Source organism: Ruegeria sp. BI7 (assembly GCF_056537925.1).
This window is the reverse complement of the sequence record NZ_JBQFSK010000001.1, coordinates 476,382-498,162: the sequence shown is the minus strand read 5'-3', so window position 1 is coordinate 498,162 and position 21,781 is coordinate 476,382. Positions and strand designations below refer to the sequence as shown.

The following is a 21,781-nucleotide window of genomic DNA, read 5'->3' as shown; positions in this document are numbered from 1 at the left end:
TCATGGAAAATATCTGCCAATCTCGGGAAACCGCTGCGCGATGTCGGTTGCTGTTTTTACGCCGAACACGGGCGTTGGATCGCCGGCAAGAATCGCGTCGGTCCGGACGCGTGCAGAATCGATCAGACTGGGTGATCCTGCATCGGACCACGCCTGTGGTGTCGTCCGATCCGCAAGTGCGGGATAGTAATAGTCGCTTTGCATGCGGCCCAGGGTTTGACTCGCGCCCAGAAAATGCCCCGGACCGTTCAGGCACATGTCGCGGATCACATCGAAGGCGAGCGCATCCTCGGTGATCTCAAACCCGCGTGTCGCACGCATCACCGATCCAATCAGGTCGTTATCCAGGACAAAACTTTCCTTGCTCGCCGCCAGAAGCGAGCCGTACATGCCAGCGGCTTCGTAAATCAGATTGGCCCCCGCCAACGCGCTGAGCAATTCGGTGATGCCCTTTTCATACCCTGCCTGAAAGTCTGGCAGCTTGCTGTCCGTCATCCCCGCGCTCACCGCACAGGGAATGCCATAATATTGCGCCATCTGCGCACAGGCCGCCATCAGCACGCCCTGCTCGGCACTGCCACCGGACATCGCGCCGGTGCGTAGGTCGCTGACAAAGGGCAAGGCACCAAATAACGCCGGGTGCCCGGGATTCAGCAGGTTCAGATAGACCAACCCGGCCAGAACTTCGGCTGTTTGCTGAGCAACGGCGCCCGCCAAAGGCGCGGGGCTTGTCGCACCCGCCTGCCCTGCCGACACCAGTTTTAACGGTGTCCCGGTCTCGGCTGCGCATTCGATTATTCCCAGTGCTTCGGCAGCAAAAGTCAGGGGCGGCACGATAAAACACGTGGAAACACAGCAGAACGGCCTTGCCCGCCAAGCCGCTTCGCCGCCCGCAATCATATGGAACATCTCAATCGCCGCACGCATTGTTTCGGCAGAACTGAAGGACGTTCCGATTGGCTTGGCGGTACCCGCTGCGCAGGCGAAGGCCGTGCTCATCTCCATTGCATGCGTGTCAGGAATATCCCGGGCGACCACGGTGCGCTGAAACATGTGAATGTTGGGCAGCGCTTCGGCCAACCGCGCCATGTCGTGCAGGTCCTTCAGCGTGCTGTCGCGCACCTCACCTGTCGCGCTGTCGACGATATGGACCGCCGCGCCCGAGGTACCAAGGTGGATGCGCGTACCGCTTGGATCAAGGTCGTATTCCGGCCGTTGACCGTACAACGTGAAACCCCGGCCAACCGTTGTTAACACTTGCTCCACCAACTTGGACGGAAACAAAAGCCGACCAGCATCCGAAACCAATCCCCCGGCAGCAACGACGGTGTCGACACAGCGGGGCGTCGCGTTGGCCATGCCAATCTCGGCCAGAATGCGAAGTGTGGTTTTGTGGATGGCCGCAATCCCCTCAGTTGAGATTGGGCGATATCGCCCACCTTCGATGCCCGGCCAGATCGCGGTGGTTAAGCCAGTTCCCGCCCCACCCTTTCGCTGAGCCTTGCGGGCGGCCCGTCCTGATCTTACGCGGCTCATGCGTATTCTCCCTGACGGCAGAACAACGAGGACACGGCAGGTAGCTCGGGCCAGATCCGCAACTTTTCGACCCAGCTTTCGGGCACTGGCCCGGTATTGGCCGCAAACTTCTCCCAAAGCTGTGATTGTGACATCGGCGACTGCGGCGCACCTGTGGGAAAGCTGCAGCTTTCCTCGATGATCTGCCCATCTTGGAACGTCACCACAAGCCGGTCTGGGTCCTTGGCCGAATAGTTTTGACCGGACTGATTGGGCGCAAAAGCATGCACGCGAGACTTGCCAATCAGGCGTTCAATCATCGGTTTCTTCCACGCCTGCTGCGTGAGATCGGCAAGCGTCAAATTACCATTTACCAACCCCATAGCCGCTACAAATGGCAGGCTGAACAGAGCCTCTGGGATGGACCTGGGTTGCACGAATGGTAGCACGGCGGCGTGAAAATCGGGCACATAAAGGTCAATCGCGGTGATCTTCGTCGGATCAATCCGGCCATAAACGCGACGTGCGCAGGTCATGATCCGATGGGTATACCCGCAGCTTGGCCAGGGTTTCAGAACCAGCCCGTATTCGGCCAGAGCGTATCCCGTTCCCAGTTTGCCCAGCGCCGCCTGCAACCGATCAGGCACAAGCCCGCCCATCAAAACCGCCTGCCCCCGCTCATGATCCAGCACATGTGCTTGACCGGTGACACCGGCGCGAGCCAAACAGGCGGCCTCGACCCCTGCTCGTGCAGCGAACCCCGCCTGAACCGGCTTGGCATTAGAGCCGAACTGACAGGTATATCCACCAATCGCACTGATTGAGAGAGACATCGCATGGGTCGTTTCCGATGCGTCCAGCCCCATCAATCGCGCGCAAGCTGCAGCAGCGGCCGGAGCCCCAAAAGTCGCGGTAGAATGCCAGCCAGCGTCGTAATGTTCGAAATTCAACGCCTCACCCAGACGTGCGATGACTTCGAACCCCGCCAGATAGGCTTGCGCCAGATCACGACCCGTTGCCCTGGACCCCATGACGGCAAGCATCGCGGGAAATAAAACAACGGTCGGGTGCGTGTTGCCGGGCAGTTCCCAATCGTCAAAGTCCAGCGCGTGTCCCGCAACTGCATTCAGAAACGCGGCATGCGGGCGCGAGGTTGTCATTTTGGCACCCAACACCTCAGTTCTGCCTTCCACTGACATAGCTTGCACCGCTGCGCGTGTTTTGCAGGCCACTTCGGTTCTTACACCTGCCAGAATGCAGCCCAGCGTATCGATCACCCCATCGCGCAGCACGGCCAGGGTATCCGGGTCGGGCATAAGCGGATCGTCGACCAAAAAGCGGGCCAACCGACAAAGGGCGGGTCGGGTCATGGCACACCTTTGTTTAACAGGATGACACCCGTGGTTTTCATTCAGAAAAACCTTCATCCGGCGTCTGGCACGGCGGATCCAATGCTTCGGCCTGCATCCGTGATTGCGGATCACTATGAACTGCTATCTGCACTTTCATGACGCACCTCATTCTTGGAATGCTGTTATTCTTCAAGAATGCTAATTCTGCTTGTTTTTTCCGGGAAGATCGAAAAACCTTATACTCGACATTCCATTGAGGAATGATATGGCCGCGCCAAATTGGAAACTACTTACTGCTTTTGAGGCAGCTGCACGACACCGCAGCTTTACGCGTGCCGCGCAAGAACTGAATGTTCAGCAACCGGCGATCAGCCGCCGCGTTGCCGCGCTTGAAACGGAACTTGGCGTCAGACTGTTAAATCGGACCCGCCCCAACGTCTCATTAACACGCGAAGGCGAAGTTCTGTTCCGCGCCGTTGCCAGCAGCATTCTACAGGTTAGCAGCGCGGCAGAACAGATTTGCCGCCGTCCGGACAAAGATGTTGTCACCGTCAACACCACCATCGGCTTCGCCAGCTGTTACTTGATGAAGCGCCTGCCTGCCTTTCGTACCGCGCATCCCGAAATCTCGGTCGAGTTGATTTCCCGGGACCAAAACAACGCATATGGGCCTGATGCCGACATCATCATTGCGTTTGACCACCCGGACAGGTTGCCGGGGGTCAGGCACCGCCTGATTTTTCAGGAAACCATGGTTGCAGTGGCGCATCCTGAAGTCACGAACACCATCCCTGACACCCCGGCGGCCCTGGCGCAAAGCCCGCTTCTCCATCTTACAATGGGCAATCACACCGAAGACTGGAATACGTTCTTCGCAGATACTGGCCTTACACCGCCCCCGCCAGTGTCCGAGCGGAAATTTACCAGTTTCATGGTCTACCTGCAGGCTGCTTTGAACGGGGATGGTGTAATCCTGGGATGGCAAACACTGTTGCAGGACCATTTTGACCTTGGGCAATTGACGCCGGTGACGTCACGGCGCCTAAATACTGAACGGGGGTACTTCGTGTGCCTGACAGAGCGCGCGCAAAGCAATGCGGCTGCTTTGAAAATTATGGATTGGCTTGCAGACGCCACCCCATAAGCAGCAGGCCGTCTTACTGCAGGCTGCCCAACAACTCGCTTTGGTAACCAAACAGCGCAGGCAATCCTCCGGTATGCAGCATGACAACCTTTTGTCCTTGTTGGATTTTCCCTGTTTCAACCAAATGCAACAACCCCGCAAAGGTCTTTGCGGTATAAACGGGATCAAGGAATATTCCTTCTGTCCGGGCCATCTTTTGCAATGCGGCTTGTGTCTTGGCGCTCAACTTGCCGTAACCCGGGGGCAAGGCCTCGTCCATAACCTCAATTCTGTCTTTCAGAGGGTCCGCTTCGATGCCCAGCAAATCTGCCAGCTTTTGCAGGACAGTTTCCATGCGCGCATGCTGTTGGGTTTTGTCGCGACGCACGCAGACACCGAAGACCGGCGCTGACACCTCTGACAGCGCGACGCCGGTTAGCAAGCCACCATGTGTCGCCCCACTGCCCGACGGCACGACAACCGCATCAAAATCACGCATCTGCTGGCACAGTTCCTGACCCGCTGCGACATACCCCAATGCACCCAACGGAGGGTGATGTAGCCCCAGATGAATGACGTAAGGCTTGCGCCCCTGTGCCTTTAACTCATCCGCGCGCGCATGCAGGGCTGCATCTGCGCCGGCTTCGTCCTCACCCAGAGGATAGCTCATGTGTTCCGCGCCGAGTATTTTGGCCAACAGAACATTCCCCGAGGTGTAATAGTCGGGGGCCATGTCTGGCACACGCTCTTCCAGTTGCAGGACCGACTGCATGCCCAACCGTGCAGCTGCTGCGGCGGCGGAACGCACATAGTTGGATTGGACCGCACCTGTGATCAGAACAGTATCAGCGCCTTGCTGTATGGCGTCACCGAAATAGAACTCGAGCTGCCGTATCTTGTTTCCCCCAAAACCAAGCCCCGTCAGGTCATCGCGTTTCAGCCACAGATCAACGCCCAGTTCGTTGGACATTTTGTTCAGTCGCTCCAGCGGCGTTGGGCCGGACATAAGCTTAGCGCGTGGGAATTGGGCCAGTATATCAGTGCGTGTCATCATTTGCCCCTCAGAGATAAGCCATCGCATAGGCACGTTGAAAGAGAACACAGCAGGCAATCAGCGAAACCAGCCGAATTGCTGCAGTGATAAGTGGTTGCGGCAAGTACGGGCCGATGGCGCGGCCGATCAGGCTACCGACCAAAGTAACCGAAGCGAACGCCCACAACTGCGGCCCGAACGGGTTTGTCTGCACCGAAGACAAACTATGCAGCAAGAACGCGATGCCATAGGCGACCAGAGCAATGGGTTGGACCAGCTTCGCGACTTCCTTGGCCTGATGACCTTTCGCAATCAGACCGAACACCATCAGGGGCCCGGGCGTCGCTGCCCAAACGGTTGCAAGCCCGGATAACCCTGACACGGCTGAGAAACCCGCCGTACCAATGGCGCGGTGAAACGGGATAAGGGTTGTAATCAACCCGATCAGTAGCAAGCAGGCCGTCAGGGTCAGAACGAACACCTCGCTTAGAAACGGGTAGATTGCCAAGCCAGCGATCACACCGACAAGGCACCCGGCAATGCCGATGAGGGTTGTCTTTCGTTCGATCGCAAGGATGCGCCGGTCAGTGGCGACCACGGACACAATGGTGTTCAACAGCAATAGAACGGGCACGGCTGTCGATGTACCCAACATGATCATCATTGGCGGGCCTGCAATGATGCTGAACCCGATCCCTACCCCGACCTGAAGTACTGCGCCTAAGCAGATGGCGACCATCAGGATGGATAGTTCGACAGACACTTCCACACCCCCTTGGTCATTGTCACCCCTTGCAAGGATTGGCATATCCGCAATTGCAGACCGGGGTCCATGCCTTTCCGATATGGCACGAAGCACCTGGCCTGCAGATTTTTACGTCCAGGGCATGATCCCGGAATACGCGCTGCGCGTGGCAACGGAATGCGCCATCTGAGCCAATGTCGTCAGATCAAATACTGGCAGCTGAAGTTCTTGCTGAATCCGCGCGGCGTAGGGCGGCAGATCGGTGCATTCCAGAACGATGGACCGGATGTCAGGCGACTGCCGTTTCAGGTTGCGCACTGCATCCATCAATTCGGCCTCGATCAGATCGGTGTCCATACGGGTTCTTGTGTTGCGCAGGATCACTTCGGCGAATTCACTGGTGTGCTCCAACCCTTGTACGACCACGGGAATACCAGCCGCTCCGACGCCTTCGAAATGCCGGTCCGTCAGTGCCGATGCATCTGCGGTCACCACGCCCACCGGCGCCTTGGCTCCGGTCATGTGAAAGGCCAGAGGCACCTGGATCAGGCTGGACGCAAATACAGGGACGGAAACCGCAGCCGCCAATTCCTTTTGAAACAGGGCCAGGAAACCACAGCTGCCCGTGATGGCCCGCACGCCCTCGGCCTCAAGCCGCTGCGCACCTTTGATGAATGGGTCAAGCAGCTCGGGTGTGGGGTTGTTCAGCAGGGTCGGGACAGTAACGCCGTAGATCATTTCATAAAGGACCGGAAACGGTAGGCTGGACGGATTCTTGATATGCCCCGGAGGTTTGGGGAAATAGCTCTCAAGACAAAGAACGCCTATTGAGGCCCCACAGATATTCTGACCGCCTTCATAAATCGGCATGGTATTCAAATCCTTTCAAGGTGAGTGTGCCGCAGGTTCAAAACCGGGTTGGTGAAAATGGCGCCAGATCGACATTCGGCTTGCGTCCCGACACAAGATCGGCAACCAGTTCGCCGGTTTTAGGGGCCATCATCAGGCCATAATGGGAATGCCCGAACGCCGTAAAAAGCCCGGCCTGCCCGTCAAGTTGCCCAATCGCAGGAAGGCTGTCTGGGAATGAAGGCCGCCGACCCATCCAGAACTGTGCCTGGCTGGTATTAAGATCCGGCACCATCGCTTTGGCCTGCTCTGTCAGAATTTTTTCTTTGCGCGGATCGGCCGGTGCGTCGACCTTTGCAAACTCGGCCGTTCCGGCAACCCTAAGCCCATCGACCATCGAGCTGGCAACGACCTTTGCATCCACATCCATGACCGAATTGTTCAGGCTTGCAGCAGGGTTCTGAAACTGAACATGGTATCCCCGCTCGGCGACAAGCGGAACGGTTAGACCCAGCGGTTTCAAAAATTCAGCAGACCATACGCCAGCCGCCAGAATGATGTTGCGCACGTGCAGCGTTTCTTGCGGTGTGGACAGATGCCATCCGCCACCTTGGGCAAAGGTCAGACCAGTGACCTCGGTCTTTACGATCTCTGCCCCCTGCGTGCGGGCTTTTTCCGCCAGAACCGCGCCAACGCGCCCCGGCGAGGTTAAACGGGCCTGACCTTTGATCAGCACCGCCGCTTTGAACTCGGGCGTCAGCGCAGGTTCAAGACGCCGCAGTTCGTGCCCGTCAACACGCTCAAGATCACCACCCTTTTCCTGACGAATAAGATAGTCGAGACCTTTCAAATCAGCCTGTTCGGGACGACGGAATGCATGAACATAGTAGCTGTCGGTAATCAGATCTTCGCAGCCGGTGCCTTGCAGATGCCGACGGTACAGGTCAATTGACGGGCGACACAAAAGATCCATCGCATCCGACACTTCGCGAACGGTCTTTTCGCCGGAATTGCCCAGAAAACGTAAACCCCAGGGGATCATCTTTGGCCAGAAATTAGGCCGGACCGAAAGAGCGCTTTTCGGATCTAAAAGCATATGGGGAAGCTTCTTCCAGATCCCCGGCATCGCCTGCGGGATAATCGACCAGGGCGACACCACACCCGCATTCCCGAACGAGGTTTCCTGACCCGGCTCGCCCCTATCGACAAGCCGGACCGGAATGCCACGCTCTTGCAGCGACAAGGCGCAGCAGATGCCGACGATGCCGGCACCGATGATGGTGACTTGTTCTGTCATTTCATCAGGCCGCCGAATGACTGCGATTGCGGGCGATCAACTGCGTGATGATGACTGGCGAAGCCACGGCCAGCGCGACCAGATCGGCAGCCAGGGTCGGCGCCACGAAAATGACCCCGGCGACCGCCATCAGGATACGCGACACCATGTTCAACGGGCTCAACCAGTATCCCACGACAGCTGCGGACAGGGCGATAACCCCGGCGATACAGCTTGATGCCGTGTAGGTGAATTCCCACAGGTCAAACCCGGTCGAAGACACAAACAGAAGAACCGGCGCATAGACAAAAGCCATCGGTGCAATCACCTTGCCCAACCCGAGCGTAAAGGCAGATAGCCCGGTACGGAACGGGTTCGAGTTCGCAATGGCCGCCGCCGCATAGGCCGAGGTACAGACTGGCGGCGTGATTTCCGAGACCACCCCATAGTACAGCACAAACAGGTGGCTGGCGATCGGCGGGACGCCAAGCTGCGCCAGCGCGGGTTGTGCGACGGACACCAGCATGATGTACAGCGCCGTGGTGGGGATACCCGCGCCCATCAGGATGCAGACGATGGCGATGAAGACCAGCGAAATGAACAGTTGCAGGTCTTCCATGGCAAACAGTTGGAAGCTGCCGAACGAGATCATGTTGTACAGATCCGACGCCAGATTGCCTGCGCCCTGCGTCACCATAAACCCGATGCGGAACCCGATGCCGGTGGTGTTGATCACTCCGACCACAATGCCCACGGCTGCGGCAGCGGCACCCACGGCCAGCGAATATTTCACGCCCAGCTCGACCGCCTGCAGCATTTCGGGCACTTCGATCCGTTTTTGCGGGTTGAGCGTTGCGACAACCGAAAGGCCGCACAGAATGGCCGTCATGGTCAGATCAAATCCGCCATCCGAGAATTTCCAAAGGACAAAGGCCAGAAAGGCGGCTGCGTAGATCAACGTCGGAGGTTGCTTGATCCGCGACATGCCCGCAATCACTGCCAGCGAAATACCACAGAAGGCCGACATGAACGGCGTGTAACCGGTGAACAGGACCACCAGCAGACCGATCAGAGGCACAATGTTCGCCCACCCTTCGGCCCACACAGCCTTGAGCTGCGGCAACTGCTCTTTGGCCAGACCCTGCAGGTTCAGTTTACGCGCCATCAGATGCACAACGGCGAAGACGCCGACATAGTGCAGGATCGCTGGGAAGATCGCCGCAATCACGATGGTGGTGTACGGAACCTCAAGGAACTCGGCCATGATAAACGCCGCAGCGCCCATGATCGGCGGTGTAATTTGACCACCAGCCGAAGACGCGGCCTCAACCCCGCCTGCAAAATGGCCGGGGTATCCTAGGCGCTTCATGTTTGGGATAGTCAGCGCGCCGGTTGATACGGTGTTGGCCACCGAAGAACCCGAGATCGTGCCGAAGAAGGCCGAGGATACCACCGACACTTTTGCCGGACCGCCAGTATAGCGGCCCGCCAAAATCGTGGCGTTGTCGATGAAAAGCTGTCCCAGACCTGTGCGCTGTGCGATCACGCCGAACAGGACAAAGTGGAACACGATGGTTGAGACAACCCACAGAGTGACGCCATAAATACCCTCTTGCGGGAAATACATCGACGACACGAAAGTTTTGAAGTTCACACCGGGATGTTGCAGCAGACCGGGGAAATACGGCCCCAGCAGCGCGTATGAAATGAATACACAGATGATCAGCGGCAGAACCCAACCCAGCGTGCGGCGCGCGATGTCCAGCACCAGCAGAATGATGACGACGCCCAGGAAAACGTCATAGCCGTTTGGGTTGCCCATTCGGAACGTCTGCTCCTCGATCCCCAAAAAGGGAATGCCACGCCAGGCGAAGCCGACGTACAGCGCGGCAATGATACCCAGCGCCATGAAGACCAGATCGTAAAGGGGGATGTTGCCGACGCGGAACCGGCTGACTTTGAGCGCATACAGGCTTTGCGACCCGATAATCGGAATGGTCGCGTAAACCAGAATGAACAGCAGGGCCAGATAGATGCCCATATGCCAGTGGTCGGCAGGCAGGCCGAACCCGGCAGTAAAGAATTCATAGAAAGCAAAGATCAGGGCAACGACGCGCAGGACCTTACCGGTGGTTGGTGTGACCTGACGAACAGCGGCGCCTTCGTCGAACTGTTCTTCGATGGCCGCAAGTTCTTCGGCCGTCAGTTCGTGGTCATCAAGTTTCTGGGTCTCGGTCATGATGGCCCCCTGATTTCGCATAATTCAAGTGTGCGGTGCCCCGAAATGGGGCACCGGACGATAGGTTACGGTGAGATTTGATTACTGAAGAAGCCCAGCTTCTTTATAGAACTTCTCGGCACCCGGATGCAGCGGAACGCCCAGCGCTTCGACGCCGTCCAGCGCGGTATCCGGCGTGATCTGCTTGCCTTTGGCATGGCCATTGTCCAGCAGCTTGCGTGTGTTGTCGTTCCACATCGCCTTGGTCAGTTGATAGACCAGATCATCCGACAGGTCCGAGGAGACAACCAGCATCGCGCTGACCGCGGGGGTCTTGGTTTCGCCATCGATACCTTCATAAACACCACCCGGAATGGCCGAAGGGATATAGGCCGGAATGATCTCGTTGATCTTGGCCAGATCTTCGTCGCTGAAGGAATGCAGGTTCATACCCTTGGTCGAGGACAGCTGTACCATCGCGGCAACCGGCCAGCCTGCGGCATAGAAGTAGGCGTCCAGCTGACCATCGGCCAAACGCTCGGCGCTTTGGCTGTTGTTCAGCTCGGCTTCGTCCATGTTGTCGCGGTTAACACCCCAGGCGTCCAGCATCTGCAGCACGGCAACCTGCGTGCCCGATCCTGCCTGAGCAATGCCGACGCGCTTGCCTTCCAGATCACCCAGATCGTTGATCGTCGATCCGGCTGGCAACACAAGGTGCAGGTCTTCGGGGAACAGATTGGCGACAATGCGCAGCTTGGGGTGCGGTTTGCCTTCGAACTTGCCCTCACCCAGATACATCGAGCGGGTGACATCCGCCGCCGCAAGGCCAGCTTCCAACTCACCGTTCTGAACAGCCGCGTTGTTGAACACCGACGCGGTGGTCGATTGTGCAATCGCGATCAGACCAGGAACACCGCACTGGCCGCCTTCTTCACAGGGGCGCGAACCCGGAGGGGCCGAGATACCGTTTGCGATGGTGCCGCCGATGGGGAAATAGGTTCCGCCAGCACCGCCGGTGCCGATGCGGAAAAAGGTCGGGTCCTGCGCCAACGCCGGTGCGGCCAGCGCGCCAGCCAAAGCCAGTCCAGTCAAGCATTTCACTAGTTTCATTGTCATCTCCCAAGTTGGAACGTCGGATTCGGTTCGCCCGACTTCGATCCTGCAAGCGTAAAGGCAATTCTCATAAATACAAATTTGTTATATTTCACAAAATTAAAATTTAACTTATACATTGAGCATGAACCTCACCCAACTCACCGTTTTTCGCGAGGTGATGGAGTCCGGCTCCATCTCTCAGACTGCCAAGAAATTGCATCGGACGCAGCCTGCGATCAGCCTTGCCCTCAAGAACCTCGAAAAATCTTTAGGCCTGACATTGTTTGAACGCAAAGGACGTCGCCTGGTTCCAGTCCCCGAGGCGCATTACCTTCTGGCCGAGACCGCAGGCATTCTGGATCGCCTGTCAACGATCTCAAACACCATGGAGGGTTTGATCAAAGGGCATTCCGGCAGCCTGAATATCGCAACGATGCCGGGCCCTTCGGCCTTTTTGTTCCCGCGGTTCATCAGTCAGTCGGTGGGTGAAAACCCGGACATTCAAATCACGTTGTCCTCGCGGAGCTCTCCGCAAATTATGGAACTTGCGGGAACGCAGAATATCGATTTCGGCTTTGCTGATTTCGAGCATTCAGCCGGACGAAAAGCACAATATTCGGTCGAACTGATTCAGGCAGACTGTTTCTGCGCAATAGATTGCGATCATCCGCTTGCGTCCCAGGACAGCATTACGATTTCCGATTTGGACGGAACGCCGATGGGCGGGCTATACGCAACCCATCCGTTTCAGCGTAAAGTCCGGCGAGAGTTTCAGGACATGTCAGCAAACTATAACCCGACCGTGACCTGTCAGTATTTCCTACCGCTCATTCCGTTTGTAAGTTCGGGCCAGTGCTGCACGATAGTTGATCCGCTGACCGTTGCAACGGAACGTGAGATGAACCTGTCCAACGGCAAGGTTGTGTTCGTGCCTTTGGGCAATCCGCTCAGGTATGAATATGCGATCCTTGAGCCCGCTCATCGCCCTCCGTCCCAGTTGGCCTTAAAGATCAAGGCAGGATGGAAAGCAGAAGTTTTGAAAATGCTCGAGGAAGTGAAGGCCAACCCCCACACAGAATGGGTTGGTGACGTGCGTGGCCAGCAGGTTTGACTGTCCTTGAAAGACGGGCAATGGTCTATCCGAAACCGCCCACATCAGCGAATTTCAACCACCTGAAAAGCCTAATATTTTTAGACTTTTCATGCGGCTAAACAGGATACTTATATCGCCAGATACTCTTCCCGAAGATTGGTATCTTCCAGCACCTCGTTCGCAGTCCCGTCAAACACAATGCTCCCGGTATCCAGAATAATCGCCCGGTCCGCCAGTTCCAAAGCACGAACGGCGTTCTGTTCGACGATGATCGTGGTCATGCCCTGTTGCTTGACATGAATAAGCGTTTTTTCGATCTCGTCGACGATGACAGGGGCCAAACCTTCATAAGGCTCATCCAAAAGCAAGACCTTGATGTCTCTGGCCAACGCTCTGGCGATTGACAGCATCTGTTGTTCGCCGCCGGACAACGTAATTCCCTCTTGTTTGCGGCGCTCGCCCAAGCGCGGGAACAACTCGTATAACCTTTCCAGCGACCATCCAACCGGCGGCGCGATTTGCGCAAGCTGCAGGTTTTCTTCGACAGTTAGGCCCGGAATAATACGCCTATCTTCCGGGACAAGACCAAGACCCGCGGCAGCCGCTTCGTAGCTTGTCATATTGTGCAGCGGTTGGTGATCCAGCCAGATTTCGCCATGCCTTACTTCCGGCTCTCCGACCCTTGCGATGGAACGGAGCGTCGAGGTCTTGCCAGCGCCGTTTCGCCCAAGAAGAGCTAGAATCTCACCTTCGTGTACATTGAAGCTGACGCCCTGAACTATGTAACTTTCTCCGTAGTATGAATGCATATCCCACACCGAAAGAAACGCAGGTGCGGTACTGGCCCTGTTCGCGTTTTTCGAAAAGTCAGGTTTCTCGTTCATAGCTTTTCCTTACGCTGCTTCGCCCAAATAGGCCTCTCGGACCTTTGGGTTGCCACGAATGTTTTCAGGCGTGTCTTCAACCAGGGGTGTGCCTTGCGCCAAAACCGTGATGCGTTCGGCCAGGCTGAAGACCACGTGCATGTCATGTTCAATGATCGCGATGGTGATGTCGCGCTCGTCTTTGATTTGTTTCAGCAGATCAATGGTATTGTTGGTATCAGCCCGCGCCATGCCCGCCGTGGGTTCGTCCAACAGCAGCAAGCGCGGGTTCTGACTGAGGCACATGCCGATCTCTAGCCGCCGCTTGTCACCACGAGACAGCGAAGCGGCGTGCATTTTGCGTTTGTCAGCCATGTTCATCTCTTCCAGCATCGCCTCGGCCTGTTCCACAACCGCCTTTTCATTGGCGATAGTCTCATAGGCGTGCATCCGAAAAGCCCCATCCCGCATTGCGAAGATCGGGATCAACATGTTTTCCATCACCGTCAGCTCGCCAAATATCTCGGGCGTCTGAAACACGCGGCTGATGCCCATCTGGTTAATCTGGAACGGCTCCAACCCAAGTACCGAATTGTTGTTGAACAAAACGGACCCGGTGTCCGGCATCAGTTTGCCCACCAAACAATTCAACAGCGTCGACTTACCTGCACCGTTGGGACCGATGATGGCGTGGACCGAGTTCTCTTCGACATTGAGGTTTACATCCGTCAGCGCCTTGAGACCACCGAAGCGCTTGCTGACATCTTTGACTCTTAGAATTGCCATGGTTCGCCCCCTACTCGGCCGGTTCTGTTTTGCCCGACGTTGCATCGTCGGTATTAGATTTCTTGCGCTTAAAGCGGTTGAGCAATCGTTGGCCACCTTCGACAAGACCGCCTGGCAGATAGATGACGACCAGCATGAACAGGATGCCCAGCGTCAAATGCCAACCTTTACCGATGAACGGATGGATCACGAAGACAACCGCATCCTCCAGCCCATCAGGCAGGAATGCGAACCAGCTGTGCAGGACGTTATCGTTGATCTTCGAGAAGATGTTCTCAAAATACTTGATAAATCCAGCACCCAGAACCGGACCTATCAGTGTTCCGGTGCCGCCAAGGATAGTCATCAGGACCACCTCTCCCGAGGCTGTCCATTGCATCCGTTCAGCACCAGCCAGCGGGTCCATCGCGGCCATCAGACCACCGGCCAGACCGGCGTACATGCCCGAGATTACAAAGGCCGCCAGCGTGTAAGGCTTCGAGTTCAAACCCGTGTAATTCATCCGCTGTTGGTTGGATTTCACCGCCCGCAACATCATGCCAAAGGGCGACCGGAAGATACGGATAGACAGGTAGAACACCACCATCAGAACAACCGCGCACAGGTAATAGCCCGCGTTGAAATCAAAGCTCCACGCGCCCACGTCCATTGTGTAGGTCGCACGCATCGGCAAGCCGAACAGGTGCGGCAGGTCCGGCGCATTGGCGCCCTGCAGGATCTGCGGATCATCTGCATAGACTTGCAGGCCGGTTTCCCCGTTCGTCAGGTTAAACTTGGGGTTCGATAGCACCGAATAAGCCAGCGCAAAACTCATCTGCGCGAAGGCCAGTGTCAGGATTGAAAAGTAAATTCCTGACCGGCGCAGGCTGACAAAGCCGATCAGCAGCGAAAACAATCCGGCGACGACCACACTTAGCGCAATGGCCGGAATAATGTTGTAGCTGAGTAGCTTAAACATCCAAACGGCGGAATAAGACCCCACCCCCAGAAAGGCCGCGTGACCGAAAGACAGGTATCCCGTCAAGCCGAACAGGATGTTGAAGCCGATGGCGAAGATGCCAAAGATCACGAACCTCTGCATCAGATCCGGGTAACCCGCATTGAACTGCGCCATGGCGCTGCCTTCGGGGAATGGGTTCAGGATGAAGGGGGCCAGCAATGTCAGGATTGCAACGATGATCAGCAGGCCGGTGTCTTTTTTGTTTAGTCCCAGCATGGGCTTATTCCTCCATCACGCCCTTGCGGCCCATTAGACCGCGTGGACGTGTCAGCAGCACGATGATGGCGACAAGGTAGATTATGATTTGGTTGATGCCCGGGATCGTAGTGGTTGCCCAGGTTGTCGAGGCAAAGCTCTCCAAAATACCCAGCAAGAACCCGGCCAGCACCGCGCCTGGCAATGAACCCATGCCGCCCACAACGACCACAACAAAGCTGAGAACCAGAAAGTCCATGCCCATATGGTAATTTGGCGGATTAAGCGGGCCGTACATCACCCCGGCAAGGCCGGCCACGGCAGCGGCGATGCCGAACATGATGGTGAACCGGCGGTCGATGTTGATACCCAGCAGACCGACAGTTTCGCGATCTGCCATCCCGGCACGCACGACCATACCAAACGTAGTGAATTGCAGGAATGAGAACACCGCACCGATGATGCCCACCGCAAATCCGAAATAGACCAAACGCCAGATCGGATAGATGATCGCGTTGGGGTCGAACCCAACCATGATGCCCAAATCGACCGACCCGCTCAGCGCATCTGGCGGCGGGGTCTGGATCGGATTAGCGCCGAAGAAATACTTGACGATTTCCTGCAGCACGATAGCTAGTCCAAAGGTCACAAGGATCTGATCCGCATGAGGGCGCTTGTAGAAATGCTTGATCAGCCCACGCTCCATCACATAGCCAACCAGCAACATGATGGGGATCGCAAAAAGGATCGCCAGCGGAACGGACCAGTCAATGATGGTGGCTCCGACCTCGGGGCCGAACCAGGCCTCGACATAAGGCGTTTCAACTTTCAGCGGGTTGCCCAGAAAGTCCTTCTGGGATTCGTCAACCGTTTCGAAACTCAGGTTCAGAAGCTTCTGTAAGGTCACCGCACAGAACGCTCCGATCATGAACAGCGCCCCGTGGGCAAAGTTCACAACACCCAGCGTTCCGAAAATCAGCGTCAGGCCCAGCGCGATCAGCGCATAGGCCGAGCCCTTGTCCAGCCCGTTGAGAATTTGCAGTAGGATGGCGTCCATCGGCCCCACCTCAAGATTGGTCAGTATAATTGAGTGGTCGTGATCGGGTTTTAGCGCCCGGCCACAAGGGGTCTGGCCGCCGAGACCGGCGGTCAGACATCAGCCAAAGGCCTTAAGCGCCCGGGTTGCACTTACCCAGTTCACCACCGGCGAACATCGGGTGTTCCGGATCGTATTCGACCTGCGCACGCGGCGTGATCTCGACGATTTCCAGCGTGTCGTACTCGTTGGTCGGGTTCTCGTTGCCCCGCACGACCAACACGTCCTTGAAACACTGGTGATCCGCGCCGCGATACCAAGTCGGACCATTGCCCAGCCCGTCGAACTCAAAGTCTTCCAGAGCTTCGACAATACCGCATGGATTGAAGGTTCCTGCCCGCTCACACGCATCCGCATAAAGCAGAACTTGCGCATAGCAGGTCTGGGCCGAGTTGGACGGAGGCTTGCCGTACTTCTCGCCAAAGGATTTCACGAAGGCTTTGGTGCCCTCATCCTGCAGCTGCCAGTTCCAGTTCATCGACCCCAAGACGCCTTTGATGTTTTCACCCGCACCAGCGGCCATCAACTCAGAATACAGCGGCACGACGATCTTGAAGTCCTTGCCATTGGCGACCTTGTCCAGCAGGCCGAATTGAATTGCGTTGGTCAGCGAATTCACCATGTTCCCGCCGTAATGGTTCAGAACCAGAACATCCGCGCCCGAGTTCAGAACCGGGGCGATATAGGACGAAAAGTCCGTTGACGCGAGTGGTGTCTTAACCGTGTTGACCGTTTCCCATCCCAAGGCTTCGGTCGAGGCAACGATCGACTCTTCCTGGGTCCAACCCCAGTTATAGTCGGCCGTCAAATGATAGGCACGACGTTCCTTGCCCATCTCAGCTGCCAACACCGGTGCAAGCGCTGCACCCGACATGTAGGCGTTGAAGAAATGACGGAACCCGTTGGCTTTTTTATCCTTGCCCGTGGTGTCGTTCGCGTGGGTCAGACCCGCCATAAAGATCACGCCGGCCTCTTGGCACAGGCCCTGAACCGCGACAGCCACGCCCGAAGACGAGCCACCGTTGATCATGATCGCGCCGTCTTTTTCAATCATCGATTTGGCAGAGGCACGCGCGGCGTCCGATTTGGTCTGCGTGTCACCCGTAACAAATTCGACTTTCTTGCCAAGGATGCCGTTCCCCTGAAGCGCCTTGGATGTGAAGGTATTAAGGCAACCCCCGTCCCCTTCGCCGTTCAGATGTTCGACCGCCAGTTGCTGAGCAAGCAGTTCGTCATTGCCTTCTTCGGCGTAAGGTCCGGTTTGCGGAACATTGAAACCCAAAGTGACAGATGCCCCTGTCGGCTCGTTGGTGAAAGCAGCAGCCGACGAAGCCGTAAAGATTGTAGGCAGGGCCAGACCGGTACCTGCAACGGCACCAGACTTCAGCACGCCGCGGCGTGTGACAGATTTGTTGGTCATTCATTCCTCCCATTTTCGTTCTTTCGCCCTCTGGCTCCTCTTCCAGCGGACAAAAGCGCACTTTTGTGCATCTCAATAATGGAAAGCGGAATGAAAATTCCTCAATAAATTCCTATTTTTGAAACATAATTTTGTAAAAAAATTCACGAATAATAATATTTTTTGTAAATAATATGGTGCGCCACCATTTAGCACTGCCGATTTTCATATGCTTAGGTGTGAATTTCAATGGCAACAATTTTCGGCCTTCACCACCCGATAGATCCGCAATCATACATCTCGGCTGAACGTCCAAACCGGCCTCGCCCTAAGATTGCATCCAGTGGACACATGACGTTCAAAGATCGGGATTTCAACACCTGAATTTCTACGCCAGAAGCGCTTAGCCCCAATCCGGAAATGAAACCTGGCTTTAGAAGTCACAGCCGCTCGGGCCAGCAACCCCAGCGACACCAAACTGGGAAAGGTTCGGTACAACGACTGTGTGTCTGGCTGCGTCCGAGACTGTCGGATCAGCTTGTGCGTTGCTTATAATACGTGTCTTTGTGAACGATCAGCCCATCGCGGTAGGTCAAGATGTCGACGCTTAGAAACTCTTCCTTGGTGCCATCCTTGTGCGTGGCCGTGCGGCGATATTCACAACAGGCTTTGTTTCCAGAAATGGTGCAGTCAAGTGTTTCCCAATGCACGTTCGCAACCTTTTCAAACAGGGATGAAAAGGCGTTGCGAATGGCCTCGGCACCTTCCAGACGTATGCCATGTTCTTCGGGGCCAACGGCATGGTCAAATGTCGCGTCGTCTGCAAAATGCTTCATCACAGCGTCAATGTCGTTCGCGTTAAAAGCGTCGCCGACCGAGTCGACAAGGTCACGGGTCAAAGCGGTCATGATTGCAGTCCTTTTCCTTGAAGCATGTCGCAAGTGTGTTTGAAGAAGGGGCTTGCCGGGTCGACAAGCACATTCAGTTCGTCAAAGTGATCCACGCCCGGCACGAAATAGAGACCGACCTTGCGATCTGCTGTTTCGTATTTCTCGACATACATGCGTGCCTGTCGGTGGAATTCCTCGGTTTCCGCACCGCCGACCACAACCAGTTGAGGCGCATTGGTGACCGGGGGGTGGTTGGTCATCGGGCTTTCAGCCTCAGCTTCTGTTGGATCCATGCGGATGCCCGCATTCAGCTCTTCGGTCAGACGGACCGGTTCGAGATAGCTGAGCGGTGACACCGGGATACCGGATTTTATCAGGTCCGCGGGAAGATCATCACCAAACGCAGGCCAATCAGTCGCCATCATCATCTGGGTGATATGTCCGCCAGCGGAATGACCCATCACGGTGATGCGGTCTGGATTGATGCCCAGATCGCGCGCATTGCGCCAGATATAGGCCATGGCCTCACGCGCTTCTTCTGAAATACGCGTAATGGTCACGAATGGGCAAAGATCGTAGCCGACGACAACAACATTGAACCCCGCGGCAACAAAGGGTGGCGCTATGAAACTGTAAATCGATTTGTCACCACGCTGCCAATAGCCGCCGTGGAAATAGACCAATGTCGGCGCAGCCGCGTCCAAGCAGCGGAAGACATCCAACCTTTGCTTCTCGCCTTCCCCATAGCGGAGGTCCAGGCTGCAATCGCAGGTGGCGCGCGCTGTCTCGCTATCGCTGCTCCAACCGGGAATGACGGTCACTTCATAGTCCGGTCGCCCTGCCCTTAGATTATATTGAGCGTCGAATTCATCAGGGCCGAAGCTGGTGTGAAAGGTCAGATGATCGCTCATGATGAAGCCTCGGGTTGGGGCGCGGAGAAGAACGCGCCGCGGCAAAAGACAAGGGGCGGAGCGGGCGCGTGGGCATAGTTGATGACGCGGCCCAAGAGGATCTCGTGATCGTCTGCGTCGACCCTGCTGTGAACCGTACACTCCAATTGCGTCGAGGCACCGGGGATCAAGGGGGTCGCGGTTCCGGGAATCCAATCGGTGTCGGTAAATCGGTTTTCGACATCGCTTGCAAAGTGCATAGCAAGGTCTTTCTGCTCGGCCGACAGGATATTGACCGCAAAATGATCCGATTGCGACAGCGTTGGGAAGACCCGGCCTGACTTTGCAACACAGACCGAGATCACCGGCGGCTGCAATGAGACCGAAGTGAATGAGTTGGCGGTCAGACCCCACGGTTCTCTGTCCGCGTCATAGGTGGCTACAATGGTAACACCCGTCGGAGAGGCGCCAAGTGCGCGGCGATATTCTCGAACGTCCATCATAGCACCCCTTCGCTGGCACAGGCTTTTTCCAAGGCAGCCCATTCATCGGGGTTGGTCCCGAACGGACGCATGACGTGATCCTGATAGGCGGGGCGTTCCGCCAGCCGCTGATACCAGGCCTCGACATTCTGCAAGGACGGGCGGTCGACCTCGACGTTAAAATAACGATAGGCCACACATCCCAAGGGAATATCTGCCATGGTGAAGCTGTCGCCGCAGACATAGGTGCGCTCCGCAAGGTGCCGGTCCAGAAGGGTCAGGGCCTCGTGCGCCTCATCGCGCAGCTTGGCGATCTTTTCGGGGTCACGCTTGCCCGGTTGCGTGCGCACCGTTGCGAAGAACAGATAGATCACCGGTCCAAAGGCGCGGCTTGCCGACCACTCCATCCATTGATCCGCAATCGCGCGGGTCTGAATATCGGATGGGCTCAGCGTTCCTGCCCCGTATCGATCACAGAGGTATCGTACGATGGCAAGGCTTTCCCACAACGCAAAATCCCCGTCGCGGATCGCCGGGATCATCTTGTTGGGATTGATCTGCGCATACATCTCGGTGTCGAGCTTGCCAAAGCTTCCCCCGGCAAGTTGCAGCGCGTAATCCAACCCCAGTTCATTCGCTGTCCAGATCACCGGAATGACGTTCGACGAATAGGGTCGCCCCCAAATCTCAAGCATGTTCCAGCATCCTTTTTTGCGCGATGGACTGCGTGCCAAACCTGGGAACGACATGCTCAAACAGACGATGCCAACTGGCTAGGATTTTCTCGTAAGGAACACCGGTGTATTGCTGCATCAGCATAAGGTGATCGAGGCCGATGGTTTCCTGCCGTTCCGCAAACCGATCCGCGACATATTCGGCATCACCCACCACAATGATCCCGCGTTTGTTGAGGAAATCGAACCAGTCCATGTCCTCATCTTCGGGGGTCATCTCTTCGCCGACATCCAAATAGCCGTGTTTGGTCCATTCCCCCTTGGGACGCGACCCGCCGAGAAATTCGTAATAGGCATTGATCGGACCACGGATTGTGTTCACCGCTTCTTCCATGCTTTCACCGACATAAAACGCTGTGCAGACACCAACGCCCTCGCCAAGACTTACCTCGCGCCCTTCGCGTTGCGACAGGGCCTGGCGGTAGGGCTCCCAACAGGCCAGCGTCGCCTTGGGGCCAGCCGCCATCGAGATCACGCCCCAACCGCGTTCCCCGGCCAGTTTGAATGTGGGCGGTGCATTTGACATCAGCCAGACCGGAGGGTGAGGGTTGGAATAGGGGCGCGGATGCACATACATCGCTTTGTATTCGCCATCTTCATCGTGATAACGCGGATCCAGAGGGTCAAAGAACCGGTTGCTCTCTTTCCAGCCGGGAACAGGGAATCGATAGAACTCACCATGATGGGTGAACGCTTCGTTGGTCCAGGCTTTCAGGATAATCTCAAGGCTCTCCTGATACAGCCGCATAACCTTGGCATTATCGCGCCGGTCGGCATCTTTATTGAACTGGAGGGTCGAGCGTTCATTGATGCCCTTGGCGACGCCGAAATCAAAACGGCCCAGCGTCATATTATCCAGCATCGCGGCATCTTCAGCCACGCGCAAAGGATGCCAGTCAGGCAAAATGATGGGCGCTGTTCCAACCCGCAGCGTCTTGCAATGCGCGGCAACGTGGGTCCCCATCTGGATCGGGTTGGGCGGCGCATTCATGTAACCGTTATGGGCAAAATGATGCTCGGTGAACCATGCGGTCGTGAACCCTGCCTGTTCGGCCAGCGAACACTGTTCGAGGATCATCTCCAGCGTGCGCGTCCATGGAATCGTCTCACCGGGGCTAAAATTGGCAATCAAATCAAAGCGCATAAC

Annotated in this window: 20 protein-coding genes; 2 read left to right on the top strand and 18 right to left on the bottom strand. The window is 56.4% G+C overall.

Translation table 11 applies throughout. From position 1 onward, the window contains the following. Both ACR0JB_RS02505 and ACR0JB_RS02500 read right to left on the bottom strand, forming a co-directional pair. Entirely contained in the window at nt 1-1,536 is a 1,536-nt protein-coding gene (locus tag ACR0JB_RS02505) for a trimethylamine methyltransferase family protein (RefSeq protein WP_170393464.1), read from the bottom strand. Further along, a complete protein-coding gene (locus ACR0JB_RS02500) occupies nt 1,533-2,885 on the bottom strand; it encodes an MmgE/PrpD family protein (RefSeq protein ID WP_170393462.1) in 1,353 nt (450 codons plus the stop codon). Before ACR0JB_RS02500 ends, ACR0JB_RS02505 begins: the two co-directional genes overlap by 4 nt. 247 nt (nt 2,886-3,132) lie before the next feature. Between ACR0JB_RS02500 and ACR0JB_RS02495 the strand changes: the two genes are divergently transcribed. After that, nucleotides 3,133-4,011: a LysR substrate-binding domain-containing protein gene (locus ACR0JB_RS02495; RefSeq protein WP_170393461.1), complete on the top strand. Its 879-nt coding sequence runs from the start codon at nt 3,133-3,135 to the stop codon at nt 4,009-4,011. Between the two features lie 13 nt (nt 4,012-4,024). Here the strand turns inward: ACR0JB_RS02495 and ACR0JB_RS02490 are convergent, their stop codons facing one another. The 6 genes from ACR0JB_RS02490 to ACR0JB_RS02465 form a co-directional block, all read right to left on the bottom strand. Continuing rightward, nucleotides 4,025-5,044: a D-cysteine desulfhydrase family protein gene (locus ACR0JB_RS02490; RefSeq protein ID WP_480789657.1), complete on the bottom strand. Its 1,020-nt coding sequence runs from the start codon at nt 5,042-5,044 to the stop codon at nt 4,025-4,027. Between the two features lie 7 nt (nt 5,045-5,051). Beyond that, nucleotides 5,052-5,786, bottom strand: a complete 735-nt coding sequence (locus ACR0JB_RS02485; protein ID WP_170374685.1) for a TSUP family transporter — start codon at nt 5,784-5,786, stop codon at nt 5,052-5,054. Between the two features lie 111 nt (nt 5,787-5,897). Continuing rightward, entirely contained in the window at nt 5,898-6,638 is a 741-nt protein-coding gene (locus ACR0JB_RS02480; RefSeq protein WP_170393459.1) for an aspartate/glutamate racemase family protein, read from the bottom strand. 37 nt (nt 6,639-6,675) lie between these two features. After that, nucleotides 6,676-7,914, bottom strand: coding sequence for an NAD(P)/FAD-dependent oxidoreductase (locus ACR0JB_RS02475; protein WP_480789656.1), 1,239 nt, complete (start codon nt 7,912-7,914; stop codon nt 6,676-6,678). 4 nt (nt 7,915-7,918) lie between these two features. After that, nucleotides 7,919-10,132, bottom strand: coding sequence for a TRAP transporter permease (locus ACR0JB_RS02470; RefSeq protein ID WP_480644967.1), 2,214 nt, complete (start codon nt 10,130-10,132; stop codon nt 7,919-7,921). Nucleotides 10,133-10,213: 81 nt separating this feature from the next. Next, entirely contained in the window at nt 10,214-11,221 is a 1,008-nt protein-coding gene (locus tag ACR0JB_RS02465; protein ID WP_170348216.1) for a TAXI family TRAP transporter solute-binding subunit, read from the bottom strand. 127 nt (nt 11,222-11,348) lie between these two features. On the opposite strand from ACR0JB_RS02465, the gene ACR0JB_RS02460 reads away from it, so the two are divergent. Beyond that, nucleotides 11,349-12,317 (top strand): LysR family transcriptional regulator, encoded by a 969-nt coding sequence (locus ACR0JB_RS02460; RefSeq protein ID WP_170548132.1) that lies wholly within the window; start codon nt 11,349-11,351, stop codon nt 12,315-12,317. Nucleotides 12,318-12,427: 110 nt separating this feature from the next. Here ACR0JB_RS02460 and ACR0JB_RS02455 read toward each other — a convergent pair whose 3' ends face one another. The 10 genes from ACR0JB_RS02455 to ACR0JB_RS02410 form a co-directional block, all read right to left on the bottom strand. Then, on the bottom strand, nt 12,428-13,183 hold the full coding sequence (locus ACR0JB_RS02455; RefSeq protein ID WP_480789655.1) for an ABC transporter ATP-binding protein: 756 nt from the start codon (nt 13,181-13,183) through the stop codon (nt 12,428-12,430). Between the two features lie 9 nt (nt 13,184-13,192). Continuing rightward, nucleotides 13,193-13,948 (bottom strand): ABC transporter ATP-binding protein, encoded by a 756-nt coding sequence (locus tag ACR0JB_RS02450; protein WP_480789654.1) that lies wholly within the window; start codon nt 13,946-13,948, stop codon nt 13,193-13,195. 10 nt (nt 13,949-13,958) lie between these two features. Further along, complete coding sequence (locus tag ACR0JB_RS02445; protein WP_170393454.1) at nt 13,959-15,164, bottom strand: branched-chain amino acid ABC transporter permease; 1,206 nt, start codon at nt 15,162-15,164, stop codon at nt 13,959-13,961. A 4-nt stretch (nt 15,165-15,168) separates the two neighbouring features. Beyond that, nucleotides 15,169-16,200 (bottom strand): branched-chain amino acid ABC transporter permease, encoded by a 1,032-nt coding sequence (locus ACR0JB_RS02440; protein ID WP_170348211.1) that lies wholly within the window; start codon nt 16,198-16,200, stop codon nt 15,169-15,171. A gap of 112 nt (nt 16,201-16,312) precedes the next feature. Beyond that, nucleotides 16,313-17,659 (bottom strand): substrate-binding protein, encoded by a 1,347-nt coding sequence (locus ACR0JB_RS02435; protein ID WP_170348210.1) that lies wholly within the window; start codon nt 17,657-17,659, stop codon nt 16,313-16,315. A gap of 512 nt (nt 17,660-18,171) precedes the next feature. Then, nucleotides 18,172-18,546, bottom strand: coding sequence for a nuclear transport factor 2 family protein (locus ACR0JB_RS02430; protein ID WP_170393452.1), 375 nt, complete (start codon nt 18,544-18,546; stop codon nt 18,172-18,174). Beyond that, nucleotides 18,543-19,439 (bottom strand): alpha/beta hydrolase, encoded by an 897-nt coding sequence (locus ACR0JB_RS02425; protein WP_170393450.1) that lies wholly within the window; start codon nt 19,437-19,439, stop codon nt 18,543-18,545. The genes ACR0JB_RS02430 and ACR0JB_RS02425 overlap by 4 nt, the downstream gene beginning before the upstream one ends. Further along, nucleotides 19,436-19,921, bottom strand: a complete 486-nt coding sequence (locus ACR0JB_RS02420; protein ID WP_480789653.1) for a flavin reductase family protein — start codon at nt 19,919-19,921, stop codon at nt 19,436-19,438. Before ACR0JB_RS02420 ends, ACR0JB_RS02425 begins: the two co-directional genes overlap by 4 nt. Next, nucleotides 19,918-20,595 carry a glutathione S-transferase family protein gene (locus ACR0JB_RS02415; RefSeq protein WP_170348206.1) on the bottom strand — a complete coding sequence of 226 codons (678 nt, stop codon included), beginning with the start codon at nt 20,593-20,595 and terminating at the stop codon, nt 19,918-19,920. The genes ACR0JB_RS02420 and ACR0JB_RS02415 overlap by 4 nt, the downstream gene beginning before the upstream one ends. Beyond that, nucleotides 20,588-21,778 (bottom strand): LLM class flavin-dependent oxidoreductase, encoded by a 1,191-nt coding sequence (locus ACR0JB_RS02410; protein ID WP_170393446.1) that lies wholly within the window; start codon nt 21,776-21,778, stop codon nt 20,588-20,590. Before ACR0JB_RS02410 ends, ACR0JB_RS02415 begins: the two co-directional genes overlap by 8 nt. Between the last annotated feature and the right edge of the window lie 3 nt (nt 21,779-21,781).

Bases quoted from the DNA above. Each gene is read 5' to 3' on its own strand.
- ACR0JB_RS02505 (WP_170393464.1), bottom strand. From the start codon at position 1,536: ATGAGCCGCGTAAGATCAGGACGGGCCGCCCGCAAGGCTCAGCGAAAG.
- ACR0JB_RS02500 (WP_170393462.1), bottom strand. From the start codon at position 2,885: ATGACCCGACCCGCCCTTTGTCGGTTGGCCCGCTTTTTGGTCGACGAT.
- ACR0JB_RS02495 (WP_170393461.1), top strand. From the start codon at position 3,133: ATGGCCGCGCCAAATTGGAAACTACTTACTGCTTTTGAGGCAGCTGCA.
- ACR0JB_RS02490 (WP_480789657.1), bottom strand. From the start codon at position 5,044: ATGATGACACGCACTGATATACTGGCCCAATTCCCACGCGCTAAGCTT.
- ACR0JB_RS02480 (WP_170393459.1), bottom strand. From the start codon at position 6,638: ATGCCGATTTATGAAGGCGGTCAGAATATCTGTGGGGCCTCAATAGGC.
- ACR0JB_RS02475 (WP_480789656.1), bottom strand. From the start codon at position 7,914: ATGACAGAACAAGTCACCATCATCGGTGCCGGCATCGTCGGCATCTGC.
- ACR0JB_RS02470 (WP_480644967.1), bottom strand. From the start codon at position 10,132: ATGACCGAGACCCAGAAACTTGATGACCACGAACTGACGGCCGAAGAA.
- ACR0JB_RS02465 (WP_170348216.1), bottom strand. From the start codon at position 11,221: ATGAAACTAGTGAAATGCTTGACTGGACTGGCTTTGGCTGGCGCGCTG.
- ACR0JB_RS02460 (WP_170548132.1), top strand. From the start codon at position 11,349: ATGAACCTCACCCAACTCACCGTTTTTCGCGAGGTGATGGAGTCCGGC.
- ACR0JB_RS02455 (WP_480789655.1), bottom strand. From the start codon at position 13,183: ATGAACGAGAAACCTGACTTTTCGAAAAACGCGAACAGGGCCAGTACC.
- ACR0JB_RS02450 (WP_480789654.1), bottom strand. From the start codon at position 13,948: ATGGCAATTCTAAGAGTCAAAGATGTCAGCAAGCGCTTCGGTGGTCTC.
- ACR0JB_RS02445 (WP_170393454.1), bottom strand. From the start codon at position 15,164: ATGCTGGGACTAAACAAAAAAGACACCGGCCTGCTGATCATCGTTGCA.
- ACR0JB_RS02440 (WP_170348211.1), bottom strand. From the start codon at position 16,200: ATGGACGCCATCCTACTGCAAATTCTCAACGGGCTGGACAAGGGCTCG.
- ACR0JB_RS02435 (WP_170348210.1), bottom strand. From the start codon at position 17,659: ATGACCAACAAATCTGTCACACGCCGCGGCGTGCTGAAGTCTGGTGCC.
- ACR0JB_RS02430 (WP_170393452.1), bottom strand. From the start codon at position 18,546: ATGACCGCTTTGACCCGTGACCTTGTCGACTCGGTCGGCGACGCTTTT.
- ACR0JB_RS02425 (WP_170393450.1), bottom strand. From the start codon at position 19,439: ATGAGCGATCATCTGACCTTTCACACCAGCTTCGGCCCTGATGAATTC.
- ACR0JB_RS02420 (WP_480789653.1), bottom strand. From the start codon at position 19,921: ATGATGGACGTTCGAGAATATCGCCGCGCACTTGGCGCCTCTCCGACG.
- ACR0JB_RS02415 (WP_170348206.1), bottom strand. From the start codon at position 20,595: ATGCTTGAGATTTGGGGGCGACCCTATTCGTCGAACGTCATTCCGGTG.
- ACR0JB_RS02410 (WP_170393446.1), bottom strand. From the start codon at position 21,778: ATGCGCTTTGATTTGATTGCCAATTTTAGCCCCGGTGAGACGATTCCA.